This is a genomic window from Priestia sp. FW507-14D1A, assembly GCF_058781295.1.
Map to the genome: position 1 here is coordinate 34737 of NZ_JBYSWQ010000014.1, position 12489 is coordinate 47225.

General features: G+C 37.6%; 12 protein-coding genes and 1 pseudogene. All 13 read right to left on the reverse strand.

Going from position 1 to position 12489, the window contains the following annotated elements; genetic code table 11:
• Nucleotides 1–256 precede the first annotated feature (256 nt).
• A pseudogene (locus AC3WJG_RS25190) lies at nt 257–1258 on the reverse strand (ImmA/IrrE family metallo-endopeptidase); the annotation flags it as partial.
• The gene (locus tag AC3WJG_RS25195) at nt 1251–1526 is read right to left on the reverse strand and encodes a hypothetical protein (protein WP_492588823.1); all 276 of its coding nucleotides are present in this window, start codon (nt 1524–1526) and stop codon (nt 1251–1253) included. The pseudogene AC3WJG_RS25190 and the gene AC3WJG_RS25195, both read right to left, overlap by 8 nt.
• Nucleotides 1527–1576: 50 nt before the next feature.
• Complete coding sequence (locus tag AC3WJG_RS25200; protein WP_280157706.1) at nt 1577–2011, reverse strand: hypothetical protein; 435 nt, start codon at nt 2009–2011, stop codon at nt 1577–1579.
• The gene (gene mobP2 / locus AC3WJG_RS25205) at nt 2011–3210 is read right to left on the reverse strand and encodes a MobP2 family relaxase (RefSeq protein ID WP_492588825.1); all 1200 of its coding nucleotides are present in this window, start codon (nt 3208–3210) and stop codon (nt 2011–2013) included. Before mobP2 ends, AC3WJG_RS25200 begins: the two co-directional genes overlap by 1 nt.
• Nucleotides 3207–3464, reverse strand: a complete 258-nt coding sequence (locus AC3WJG_RS25210) for a hypothetical protein (RefSeq protein ID WP_097812183.1) — start codon at nt 3462–3464, stop codon at nt 3207–3209. The genes mobP2 and AC3WJG_RS25210 overlap by 4 nt, the downstream gene beginning before the upstream one ends.
• 259 nt (nt 3465–3723) lie before the next feature.
• A complete protein-coding gene (locus tag AC3WJG_RS25215; RefSeq protein WP_492588827.1) occupies nt 3724–4611 on the reverse strand; it encodes a hypothetical protein in 888 nt (295 codons plus the stop codon).
• Nucleotides 4612–4621: 10 nt separating this feature from the next.
• Nucleotides 4622–5203 (reverse strand): YddI family membrane protein, encoded by a 582-nt coding sequence (locus AC3WJG_RS25220; protein WP_492588829.1) that lies wholly within the window; start codon nt 5201–5203, stop codon nt 4622–4624.
• 237 nt (nt 5204–5440) lie between these two features.
• A complete protein-coding gene (locus AC3WJG_RS25225; protein ID WP_154975141.1) occupies nt 5441–7249 on the reverse strand; it encodes a reverse transcriptase domain-containing protein in 1809 nt (602 codons plus the stop codon).
• Between the two features lie 582 nt (nt 7250–7831).
• A complete protein-coding gene (locus AC3WJG_RS25230; protein ID WP_492588831.1) occupies nt 7832–8839 on the reverse strand; it encodes a bifunctional lytic transglycosylase/C40 family peptidase in 1008 nt (335 codons plus the stop codon).
• Between the two features lie 3 nt (nt 8840–8842).
• Complete coding sequence (locus tag AC3WJG_RS25235; RefSeq protein ID WP_492588833.1) at nt 8843–10777, reverse strand: VirB4 family type IV secretion system protein; 1935 nt, start codon at nt 10775–10777, stop codon at nt 8843–8845.
• Between the two features lie 17 nt (nt 10778–10794).
• Nucleotides 10795–11508 (reverse strand): TraC-like domain-containing protein, encoded by a 714-nt coding sequence (locus AC3WJG_RS25240; protein WP_492588835.1) that lies wholly within the window; start codon nt 11506–11508, stop codon nt 10795–10797.
• A gap of 15 nt (nt 11509–11523) precedes the next feature.
• Nucleotides 11524–11814 carry a DUF5592 family protein gene (locus AC3WJG_RS25245; protein ID WP_492588836.1) on the reverse strand — a complete coding sequence of 97 codons (291 nt, stop codon included), beginning with the start codon at nt 11812–11814 and terminating at the stop codon, nt 11524–11526.
• Nucleotides 11815–11853: 39 nt separating this feature from the next.
• Nucleotides 11854–12489 (reverse strand): hypothetical protein (locus tag AC3WJG_RS25250; protein WP_492588837.1); only part of this gene is annotated, 636 nt, incomplete at its 5' end.

Below are 12489 nucleotides of genomic sequence, written 5' to 3' on the forward strand. Positions count from 1 at the left end.
AAGTAAGAGATTGTTCCTGAATTTGACCATTCATGACCCCCTTTTCGTTTTTAGTCATGGTTGAATCAATCTGATGTTCAAGTTTCACGACTTCCTCCTTTGTCATCCATCCATTTTTGATCGCTTGGGTTTTGGTTGAATAATATTTCTCTTCAGCTGTGACACGATCTAAAATACTATCTACATTTTGTGCCGATTCCTGTTGCTGCTTTTGTTTATAATCTTCATATCCTTCTTTCATTTTCTCTTGTACATTTTCAGAAGAAAGAGGATCTGATTGCTGCTGTTTTTCATCGCTTTTTTCTGGTGATTGATTTTTTTCTCGTTCTTTTACCAACGTTTCTTCGATTGTTTCAATAAAGCCAACAGACGTTTCATGTACTTCTTTTAAAAGCTTCGTTTTATCTTCAAAGCTCTTTCCTTTCGTCCAATGTGACAAGTAATCCAACGAATAAGAACTGGTGTTAATTCCAAAATAAGAGGAAACCGTATAGGCTGTCATTTCTGCCTGAAACTCTTTTTCGGCAGCTGTATAGTTTAGATGTGTCTCTTTGGTATGAAGTTTCGCATGAGCTAACTCATGCACCAAAGTTTTTACATTTTGACGCTCAGAGTTACGAGGATTTAACGCAACTTCTTTTGTTAATGTATATGAAACTCCTTTTGCAGCGCCAAGCTCCTCTTTTGGTTGAATAATAGAAATACCATTCTTTTCGGCAATGGCTTCCATCCCTTTATAAAGTGCCTTGTAGTCCTCCACGTTGCCTTCTAACCAACGATTCGGGAAAATCTTAGGTAAATCACTTGCTTTTGCATTTGTTTGTGAAATCTCAAAAACATGGCCGACTGAAAAGTACAGTCGGCCTTGAGTAACTTCTTTTTTCCCCTCTTGAATGAGCTTTTTTTCTTGAGGAGTAGCTTTATTAATAGACTTTAACTTCCCATTTTCATCTTTAAATTTGGGAACCGTTTTATTTGGAACTAGAATTTTAATACCCTTTTCCCCTTTATTGGCAGAGAACCCTTTATCCTTCCAAAACTTAAATGATCCAACAGCTTGAGCACCAAAGAACTGTTCTTGAATAAGAGCTGTGTTCGACATGGAGTATTGATAAAACTTACCCATAAAAGATAAGTAGTCTTTTAATTCTTCGGCAGAATGAAAATGTTGCTCCACCTTTTTCTCCATCCCTTTAGTTAGCTCCTCCACCTCTTTACGCTTATCTTCGGCTGATTTCTTTGTATAGGCTTTACTCATCTTCTCCCTCCTCTTCTCGATAGGAGATCCCCTTGAGCTCTTCTAATTCTTGTTCATACCAAGGCTCCTCTAAATCCACAAAAAGCTTCTGTGTTTTAATATTCATTGGCACCAACATATTTTCCTGATGCACCACATATTGATGAAACTCCTTCGCTTCTTCTGGACTTAAATTCACCTCTACTTCTTTGTCTTGATACTGTACAATAGCATGATCCTCTCCTACAGCTTTAATCGAAGCTAACACTAAATCTTTGTTAAAAAACATATTTGATTCCTCCTCTACATGTTTAAAACTACCTTTATATAAATCCATCATTAAGATGGTTGTTTCCCTTTGGACTCTTCCCAATCAATCCGTTTTTGACGTTGATTTGCAATACGCTTCTCAACAGCTTCCTTCGCAACCTTTGTGCTATCTAACTCTTGTAAATCGGTTGTCATTAATCCATCAAAACCGTGATGGAAGAAAAGACCGTTCATATATTCAATTAAAATTTGTGTGTTTTTATCAGCACTATTTGCCCCAAGACGAATTCTTGTTAATTCATCTTTTAAAACCTGATGTAAGTTATTGCTGACCACTTCCGAAATATATTGTAATGACCATTCCTTTTCCTTGGTTTCTTGATACTTTTGGCAAATATCCATAATGGCTTCCCCAGGAAAACGAAAGTGATGTTCTTCCATATAGGCTTGAATATATTCATCTGTTTTCGTATCTAATGAAATGGTACGTCGATGTTTCTCCATCATTCATAACCCCTTTCAGCTTCTCCATTATGTTCAATATCTTTTTGCAATTGCTCATAATGTTTTTGGTTCTTCCAACTGTCATATTCTGATTTAAACGCTCTTTCCATCTTTTTTAACGCAAAGTGCATGGAGACATGTTGATTGAAATTTGCAGGACGTTTTGATTGTTTTCGGCTTTCTATCATTCTTTTAATCTGTTGCTGCTGCTTATCGTAATCCTTCATTTCTTTTAAAAAAGCATTTCCCATTCGCTTATAGAGATCATCTATTTTTGTTTGCTTGTAGTTCTTGTATCGTTTCTCATCAACCTTTCCTTCTCCATATGCTTTCTTTAATTCCTCTACTTCTTTATCTAATTTTCCAAGTAATTGTTGATACTCATTGCGATGATACTTTTCAATATATTTTTGACTCAACACATCAATAAATGGCTTCATTGGTTTTAATGTTCGGTAACTATATTGCCACTGCCTTTTATCTTCTGGAAGATGATTATAGATTTGTAGAAACAATGGTTGAATGTCACGATTCTTCCACCTTAATGAAGAATCCTGTTTCTTTTTCCCGACCATATCCTTTCGAATTAACTCATTTATTTTTTGGTGCTGCTCACCTCGATTTAAAATTTGATTCACGACTGTTGATTTCATCGCATCCAATGTTTTAGGCTTTCTTTTGCCTCGTTCACGAGTAGGTTGTGGTTCTACTGTCGCAATATGAATATGAATGTTTCCTGTATTGTAGTGAATGGCAGCTGACCAAACAGCCGACTCATTTAGCCTTTCCCTTTTAAGCATTTCCTTCATAGACTCACGGGTAATATCCATTAATTTTTTCTCATCCACTGTATGAGTATCAGCATCATATAAACCATTTTCTTGGAGCCACGGGTTATGAAATGTAATGACATCTTGCCACATAATACTGTTATTTTTCTGTGCTTTTTCAAACACCTTTTTTAATTGTTTTTTCTCCTCGTCATTCAATTGATTTGACTGTTCGGTAAACAACGAAGATGTCTTATCAGGGTTATCCATATAATCTTGATAAAGAGTAAACAGTTTCTCATGTGTATGCTGTTCTTTTTTCGCATCATCACGATCTACATAATCGACATAATCTTGAAAAGCTTTCTTATCAGATGTAACAAATTTTGTTTTCAACACTACGCCTGGAATAACAGGAGATGTACTCATTCCTCACCTTCTCCCATCATATCTTCAATAAATCCATTGATTGTTTCAATTGCAACTGCACACCTTTCCATCATCTTTATATTCCGATCAATGAGACGTTCTAGCTCTGCTTCACGATCTTTTTGTTCTTGAAAAACTGCCAGTGTTTCAATCTGACCTTTTAAAAATTCTTGCCGAGAAATCTTTTTTTCTTTTGCGATTTTATCAATTTTTTTAAGTGCAACTGGATCAACATATCGAATTTTAATTTCCATTTTATCCGACCTCTCTTTTGTAGTAGTGCTCTTCCCCTTAAAAAGAGAGAAGAGCATAAGGGTTTTTTGCCCCCACCATAGGTGTGGGGCTAGGCAGAGCCTAGCGAAACCGTGGGTACAAGAAAACCTGTTGAATGTGAACCTACTGTTGACCTAAACCCTGCCAAGTGAACCTACTGTTAACATAAAAAATCAGTGATGTGAACCTACTGTGAACCTCAAAAAAACACATGTTGACCTACTGTTAACATGTGTTTTTTCACTTCATGGCTAAATCTTGTTGCTTTTCACTCAATTTTTGAAGCTTTTCTTGTAAACTTTTTTGTTCATCTTTATAGAGCTGAATGCTTGCATCACTCGATTGAATGGCATCCTTTTTTATCGCAATTTTTGATTCTGTATCGGCTTTTTCCTCCTGTACTTGGTACTTCATATCACGTTGTAACTCGTTCATTTCTTGTTGCGTTTGACGTTTATGTTTGGCTTCTACTGTGATGGCTTTTTCATAGTTTTTCATTTTCTTTTTGACAAGCTGTTTCTCTAAATCATTGACCAAAAGCGCATATTCTTGTTTAGTTTTTGTTCCTTTTCCTGCTTCACTTTTTGTTTTTCGTTGGTCAGAATAGAGTGTCGTAATTAACGCATGAGCGTCTATTTCCTCTGTTGAATCTGTTTCTGAATCACTCGTTACATCATCCACATTTACCGTTTCTTTTTCTTCATTTTCTTGATACAGATCAAAGGCAAGTGCTTCCCAATTTGGAGATAGATCACTGATTCTCACCACATAATAGCCATCATCTTCATACAATAAATGAACAGGTAATTTGATGTTTGGATTCGCTTTTTCTTGTGCAACAAAGCTTACTTCCTCTTCATCTGTTTGATCCATTTTGATCACCATATCCAGTGAGCCATTAGCCGGATGATACACACGATTTTCAATCGTGACGGTTCCTGTTATGTTAGAAGAAACTGCCTCATAGGTTTTGGTATGATACAAAGGATCTTCCGTTTTTAAATAGAATTTTGATGTCAGTAAGGATAAAAAACCGATAAAGAAAAAGATCAACACGGCTGTATACTTCCATGACCGATTGCGATTTAAATTAAATCGATAATCTTCAAATTGCTTCTTCAATGCCATCTGCTCCACCTCATTTCATGATTTCTGTTTTCAATTCTTCGATACTATAAACCACCCATTTATTCTCTTCTTTCCGTAGAGAAACTTTAATAATGTCATGCGTTTGATCGTCGACATTCTCATCTTTTATGACAAGATGATTCGTAAATTCAGCAATGACTTCGACCTCTTCTTGCCCTCCATCATATTGTTGTACATAAAGCTGTACATCGTTTGGAACTGAAGTGTAACTATCTCCATATACGAACTTTTCAGAAGGATAAAATTGCTCATAAAGCTCTTTGTCCATGATGGATTTTGCAACCTTCTTTCGTTCCTCAAATCCTTCTTTTTCACGATGATAAGACACATCGATGAATTGATGAACCGTATTCAAGTAATCTCGTTTTTGTTGTTCTTGGGCAGAAGGGCGAACTTCACGTAGTTGTTTTTTTAACTCTTTATTTTCTTCTTGTAAGCTTTCATTCGTGACTTGAATTTGTTTCGAAGCTGTTGTGTTGGAGATATTGTGGTTCAGGTAAATGTTGAAAATGGTTACGCCTGCCACCACAACGGCAAGCGCTCCAAATAGTAGTGCTGCTTTATTTTTCATCGCCTTTTCTCCTTTTAAAATCGTTTTACTCTTCCATTGAATCGTTCACCAAAATACGTTCCTTTTGCCATACTTGCGATGGCTACACCTGTTTTTCCTTGGCAGCCTAAAAACTGATTATTGCCAACGTAGTAAGGTAAGAACCCAGCGCCTTTTCATATTACTATGATAGGTTTCCAAGAACTTCCCTCCGAACCGTACGTACACCTCTCGGTGTATACGGCTCTCCACTTAACCTTAGTCTAGCTTTCCATTGTGCAGGTCTCGATGACACTTTAGACACAGTGCTACAGTTTTTCTTTGTCTTCCAATCATCCACTTTTCCCACTTTGCTTTCCCTTTTAAATCTTTGATTTTTCTAACATGATGCATTTCAAGGGGAGAATTTGTTTTACCACACCACTCGCATGTTGTCGCTTTAAGCCTATCTATTAGACTTGTTTCACCTTTATTCTTCTGCTCGTTCACTAATAAATCGGTGGTCGAATTGTCTTTTACAGATGGATTGCAGGTGAAGCCGTCTGAGTATAGAGTACATTTCTGTAGACCTTTTTTTGTGGAATAGGTCACTGTAAATACTCCATTTTCACAGTATTTCCTAGTGATTTTCTTTATGGTTGTTTTATATTTGTTAGCGAACGTTTTATACATGCTATATTTCATATGGTAGTAAAACTTATTAAGCACACTTACATTCTTAGCTAACCTGTAGTAATTGTACATTCCTCTAATTTGGGCGTTATAGATTCGGAGAATCTCTAAATCGTCTAGATCTATGAGACTGGTTCTGTGAACTGGTTTCCAAGTGCCATCTGGCGTTATTTTTAAGACCCTTAAATCTTTTAACTTATCAACCCATTTTTTATGTGGTACGTATAGTGTGCATGTGTAAGATTTAGACCTTCTCATCCGTCCGTCCTTACACATTTTCCGATCTTGATTTCGCGATACCATCACGTCATATCCTAAGAATTGAGCTGGTTTACTCGAGTGCGTAATTAGTGTCTTTTCTTGTGAGAGATTTAATTGAAGTTCTTCCTTAAGAAATTTAGTTAGTTTTTGTTTTACTTGTTGTGCCTCTTGCTTACTCCCAATCATTCCTATCAAGAAGTCATCTGCATACCTTGTGTAGTACATTCTTTTAAAGTCTTCGTCATTGGGTTTTACAACAGGTATCTTACTCCGTTCCTCTCTCAGCTCTTTAATCATCAGAATGATATCCCTTTGTTTATCTGTACTAAGTTCGTCATTTCGCAAAATGTTTCTTATTCTACCTATTTTGTTACAGATTCTTTTGTATTCAGAACTCGGCTTTCTTTTAGTACCCTTGTTAAATTTCAGTACGAGTTGTTCTACATATTTATCAAACTCATTAAGATAAACATTTGCTAGGATAGGACTAATAATTCCACCTTGCGGTGTGCCACTATACGTTTTATGATATTCCCAATTTTCCAAGTATCCTGCTCGAAGAAATTTCCAAATTAAATTGATAAATTTTTCGTCATGAATTCTTTTCCTGAGTATCTGTATAAGCTTATGATGGTTGATATTATCAAAAAAACTTTCAATGTCACCTTCTACAAACCATCTTGCACCATCGAAATGTGTTTTGATTTGCATCAACGCTGTATGACAGCTTTTTTGAGGTCTGAAGCCATGCGAAAATTTAGAGAATGTGCCTTCATATATAGACTCAAGTATCATTCTAATTATTTCTTGTATTAATTTGTCTTCTATTGAAGGGATACCTAGTGGTCTACGATTCCCGTTCTTCTTCGGGATATATACTCTTCTAACTGGTTTGGGTTGATAAGATTCAGTCTTTAACGCTTCAATGAGATTGTCTATGCGTTTGATACTCATTCCATCTATAGTTTTTCCATCTGTCCCTTGAGTCATATTTCCTTCTTTTGCATACATCTTTTGATATGCAATATAGTAAAACTCGGGGTTATATAAGTTCCTATAGAGACGCTTAAACTTATAGGTGGAATCATTAGATTTGGAAGCTAGACTGTTTAATACGTTATTTGGACTTCTCAAGAAGCCTCACGCTCCCTCCATATGTTGTATTAAACGATTAAGCTGTTTCCCTTCGCCTCGTAATAGGCTTTCCCCATCTCTGACTACTATGGAAACTCCGTTACCTTATTGAATTTTCATGAGCCACATACCTCGCTTTTTACCACTTGGTATCATCCTCAATAGCCTTTTTCATTGGGCATTTCAACTTAGGTAATCCCCTTTTAGCACTCTAAGGATAGCTTGTTATAATGTCGGATGTGACGTTCGTCCTTTTCCCTTCATTAGGGCTGCGTAACTCTTAAAACACTCGCAAAGACTCGGCATATATTAGTCTTTCCTTAGAGTTATACGACGTCTTCTAGTTACCTTTCGTCGTAAGCCACGTTATACTCGCTCGGGCTGTCATTCAAGCAGTTTAGCTTTCATCCTTATTTACAACATTTCGTCTTGCTATTCAGTCTTACCATGGCAACTTGGTAACTTATAGCTTTCCTAACATGCTACACTCCCCATTGGTTTCCCATCCGGATAAGTTAGGTGACGATAGACTATTTGTGTTCTTTGCCTACTACCTTGCTAGGGTAGAATCCTTTCGAGCCCTTAAGGGCGCACTATCCCAACGTGACCGTCTATCTTATAGGTATCAAAAAACACCACATCCCCAGGCTTCATGTCTTTTGGATTAATTGCTTGCCCTTGTGTTTTGAGTGTATCGGTTGTTACGCCCGACATTGGACCAACATTCATTCCTACCTGTTCGAATGCCCATCTGACAAAACTTGAACAATCAAAACGTCCTGCGTTAATATCAGATTGAGAGCGTCCACCCCCAAAGACATAGCGTGTTTTACCAATCAACGTTTTGCCTGCATCAATCACTTTCACACCCGATTTACCGCCACTTCCACCACTTGCAGGAGCTGCTGGTTTTCCATCAGCTGTAATCGTTCCGGTGTAATATTTCAGCACGGCATCAACATACTTGGCATCGCCATAGCAAGCTTGATAGGGTACCATTTCGGGACGGACACAGTGATAAATACCAGTATGTTTTACTTTTTGATATTGCGATTGTGAAAAAGAAATCGCTAACTCTGGTGTATATTTCCCTCCATTTTTCATGACATAATTGATAAATCCACCGCCAAAATTGTAGGACTGAAGGCAAAGCTTCAAATCATAATGCGCTTTTTCTAGGACACTTTTAAAATGTAAAACTCCTTTATCGATCGATAATTCAGGACTAGAAATACATCCAACCGAGCCACAAAATGACTCACTGCTTTGCATGGGATCATTGCCTCGTCCTCCACTTTCTTGCATCATAAGTGCCATCATAATCGGCACATACGAGGCATCTAACCCATGTTTTTGTGCGTATTTTTCAAGCAAGGGTTGATACTTCATGACTTCTGGTGACACATTAGCCGTTCCTACGCCAATGCCTCCGCCTTCAATCTCTGTTACCTCACTTTGTTGACTGTCTTTTTCAAATTCACCAGTAATGGCTACAATCGTACTCATGATTAAGAGGCCCGATAATCCTAACAGGATCAACGTGCCTCCAATCAAATATTTTTTGGGAATGAGCTGTAAAACGATATGCAAGACTTATGCACCTCCACCGTACAGCACTTTTTCTTCCTCATCGATTTCAATATGAAACAAAATGTTTTTTACGGACTTAATACAAAGCAGCACATCCCCAATTGGTAGCTTCGGAATTTCAGTCAATTCGCTGTCCGTAATCCCTGTTTTAAACACTCGTTGAATCGTATCTAAGTTGTTATCATCTTGCTGCATGATGAATTTATATTGCGTTAAATCAAAAAGCTTTTTAATTTTTTCAATCGCTGTTTGTTCCGATCCATCTGGCACAAAGTCACTGATTAAATGACTCGCATAAATCAAGCCTGCAAAGTATTTACGTGCTTCTCGACTAAACTCTGTTAGGAAATCTAAGGCATGTTCATTGCCCTTTTTCGTGTTCACAATGTGGTGCGCCTCGTCGATGACAATCAAATAACGAATGGCATCTTCAAAGGATAATGTCCCTTTTGTATAGGCTGCCAATTGTGGTTCACCATTCTGCAGCATACCATCCCATAATAAACTCATGACGTTGAAAAGCTGTGCTTGTGCAATTTCATCTTTTAATTTCGATAAATGACGGATGGAGAAAAATACGACTTGCTCGTCGTTAAAATCTTCAATGGTTGAAATCCCATCAAACAAATGAGCGTATGTTTCAACCAAGTTTTCAATATTCAGCTCGATGAGCTCAAGTCTACGTTTTCGATACTCTCCTAAGTTCGGATGGTGTTCTCTTGTTTTCTCATCGGTATATAACTCTTTTCGAATGAGGTGTAGAAACTCACTAAACGTTGGATAGGCTTCTGGTGAAAGCCCTGTAATGTGATTACTTGCGCCTTTTTCATCGTTCCATAACTGCTTTTGAATATAGAGTTTACGAAGGAGCTTTTCATACTCTTTTAATTCATCATCTTTTGCTTCTGGTGCAATAAAGCGATAAAAAACGGTTAGTTTAGATAAATGCTGCGTAAAGCTATTAATCTCATGCTCATGTGTTTTAAATACCTGTAAAGGATTAATTTGCCCTTCCGATCCATCTAGGGCAATCTGTTTTCCTCCTAATTCTCTGACGAGACTTTCAAACTCTCCTACAATATCGAACCCTCGAATTTTATAGCCTTTAATGGCATTATCTGTGGTGACTTTTTTTAAAAACGTGGACTTACCTGCGCCCATTAAACCCATCAACACCGCATTATAACTTTTTCGTTGTTGATCTTTATGAAACAAATCAAAAATGACGCTGCCACCTGTACGAGTTGTCCCTTGATACGTGCCGTATGGATCATCTAGGTGTGTAAAATGAAAAGGAAACCCTCCAGCTAGTGCTAATGCGGGGATTTCCTTTCCTTTTCGCTTATTAGGGTATTTCTTCTGTATGTCAAAATGCGTCACTAACGATTCCCACTCATACTCTTGTTCATTTAAGAAAATGGATCCTCTGAAGTTATGCGTTTCCAGATGATGAATGACTTCTTTTAATCGCTTTTCTAAGTCAGGAATCGTTTTTTCTGCAATATAAATGCGAAGGTGTATTCGTTTAATCACTTCACCATTTGTGACTTGACGGTATAGCTCTTTCATATCTAAATACTGTTCTTGGGCATCCATACGATCAATGTTTTCTTTGGCATTTACATGCCGTGCATTTTGTTCCGACATATTTTTATTGATGGCTTCTACGACTTGTTTTCGCTCATCGCTTACCACATCTAAGGTAGTAATGGCATTGGGCATATTCATGATCGGTTCCAGCCAAAAATCATTCACGTTCGTTGGGTACTCATAAATATGAATGCAAGTCGAATATCCATCTCCGTTTCGAACGAGGTTTTCTTTAAAGCTCACGCCCCCTTGTGGTTGAATCTGTGCCACAAAATGAGGATTGTATCCTTTTTTCTGCTTGATCTCTTGAGGTGTTTTCTCTTTTTTACCAAAAGGTAAAGTTATCATGGTTTTATCATCCTTTCTTATTGTTTATTACCAAGCTTGGCGTTTTGATTGTAGAGTTTGTAAAGAAGGTTAATCTGTTTTTCATCCGAAACAGGTAACAGAGGGATAGCCAGTTGAATATCTCGCATAAATTGGTCTTTTCGTTCTTTTACAGCCAGTTCAGTCGGTCCATATAGGAAAAGAAAGTATTCTCGATTGGTTCGCCCCCATTCTAAATATTGAAGTTCTTTTAACTTTTTTCGTAAGAATCGAAGCGATAACGCATTGTTAGCCTCTCGAATTTTTTTCTCAAGATACTGTTGTTGCTTTTGTGTGGAAACAGGCAAGTTTAATGAGATAATTTTAAACGGATCTTTGTCGCCCTGATATGTTTTCGCCAATGTATAGATGTTGCGCCCTGCCTCTTGGTCATGCATGGCATTGATATCTGTACTCTGAAGTTGCCAGATCCCAAAAAAGCCTCCCTCATCCTTTAGTTGAAATAACCCACTATCCGTTTGATCGATGATAGGAATAATATCAGCTACACTTTTCTTTACCTCCGGTAGCTTCTCTTTCTTTTTTTCCTTTTCAGCCTTTGGAAGTTGTAACAGAGAAAAAGGATTCTTTTTCTTTGTACGAGCAATCTGTTTATCCAGTTCCTTTTCATCAAAGAGAAGGGAGGTACTTGCCTTTTTTTCTTTTAAAATAGGTTTCTCTTTTTCTAGGATTCTTTCATTAAATAATGCCATCAATCATACCCTCCTTTATTCTTGATCCCGATCTATGGCACAATACGTGCTCTTCTTTCGTACCAATGTAAGCAATAACGCCTTATACATCCGTTTTTTAGGGTTCGTACTTGGTCTAACAATCATCAATAGACCAAATACGCCCATGAAGATATAAAAGGGAATTTGAAGCGTTGGATGAATAAAAAAACGTAACATCATCGTGACCATCAGTAAGCCAATAATAAACAGCAAATCAAAGAGATAAAGAGATTTATTAATCTTTAATTCCGTAGAGATTTCTTTCGGAATGTTATAGTTTGCCATGACTCTTCTCCTTTCCATAAAAAAGAGAAGTAACGCTTGTTACTTCTCTTCTGGTTTATTTCGCTTCTTTGATCCAAGGTTTCGTAAATCTCGTCCTGTATTTCGTCCAATCTGATAAGAACGTTTTGTTTTATGAATCGTCTGTGAGTTATCAATACGTTCTCTTACCTTTCCTACGCTCTCTTTGACATTATCCCGTACCACTTGTGCAATATTACGTGTTTCTGTTCGATGTTGATGTGGCATTGGAATGTCTTCTGTTGAAGCAGGAACTGTGTCTTGTTCAATTGGTTGTTTTACTTGACGAGGTTCCTGTGTAGCTGCCACTTGTGCTTGTGCTTGATCCATCCCTGTCGGCATGGAAGTAGAAGGTTCTCTTGTTGGTGTAGGATAGCTTACGTTTTCTACAGAAGAGCCACCTTCACTTGTACTTTCGCCGTAACCGGAAGCTTGAATTTCCTCATGAACAGGTGTACTCATACTTCCTACAGAAGATCCGCCTTCGCTTGTACTTCCACCGTAACCGGAAGTTTGAATTTCTTCATGAAGAGGAGCACTTGCCTTTCCTACAGAAGATCCGCCTTCACTTGTACTTCCGCCGTAACCGGAAGTTTGAATTTCTTCATGAAGAGGAGCACTTGCCTTTCCTACAGAAGATCCGCCTTCACTTGTACT

What these genes read in the sequence shown, in the direction of transcription:
- AC3WJG_RS25220 (WP_492588829.1), bottom strand. Translation starts at nt 5,203, where the DNA reads ATGAAAAATAAAGCAGCACTACTATTTGGAGCGCTTGCCGTTGTGGTG.
- AC3WJG_RS25200 (WP_280157706.1), bottom strand. Translation starts at nt 2,011, where the DNA reads ATGGAGAAACATCGACGTACCATTTCATTAGATACGAAAACAGATGAA.
- AC3WJG_RS25235 (WP_492588833.1), bottom strand. Translation starts at nt 10,777, where the DNA reads ATGATAACTTTACCTTTTGGTAAAAAAGAGAAAACACCTCAAGAGATC.
- AC3WJG_RS25210 (WP_097812183.1), bottom strand. Translation starts at nt 3,464, where the DNA reads ATGGAAATTAAAATTCGATATGTTGATCCAGTTGCACTTAAAAAAATT.
- AC3WJG_RS25215 (WP_492588827.1), bottom strand. Translation starts at nt 4,611, where the DNA reads ATGGCATTGAAGAAGCAATTTGAAGATTATCGATTTAATTTAAATCGC.
- AC3WJG_RS25240 (WP_492588835.1), bottom strand. Translation starts at nt 11,508, where the DNA reads ATGGCATTATTTAATGAAAGAATCCTAGAAAAAGAGAAACCTATTTTA.
- AC3WJG_RS25245 (WP_492588836.1), bottom strand. Translation starts at nt 11,814, where the DNA reads ATGGCAAACTATAACATTCCGAAAGAAATCTCTACGGAATTAAAGATT.
- mobP2 (WP_492588825.1), bottom strand. Translation starts at nt 3,210, where the DNA reads ATGAGTACATCTCCTGTTATTCCAGGCGTAGTGTTGAAAACAAAATTT.
- AC3WJG_RS25195 (WP_492588823.1), bottom strand. Translation starts at nt 1,526, where the DNA reads ATGTTTTTTAACAAAGATTTAGTGTTAGCTTCGATTAAAGCTGTAGGA.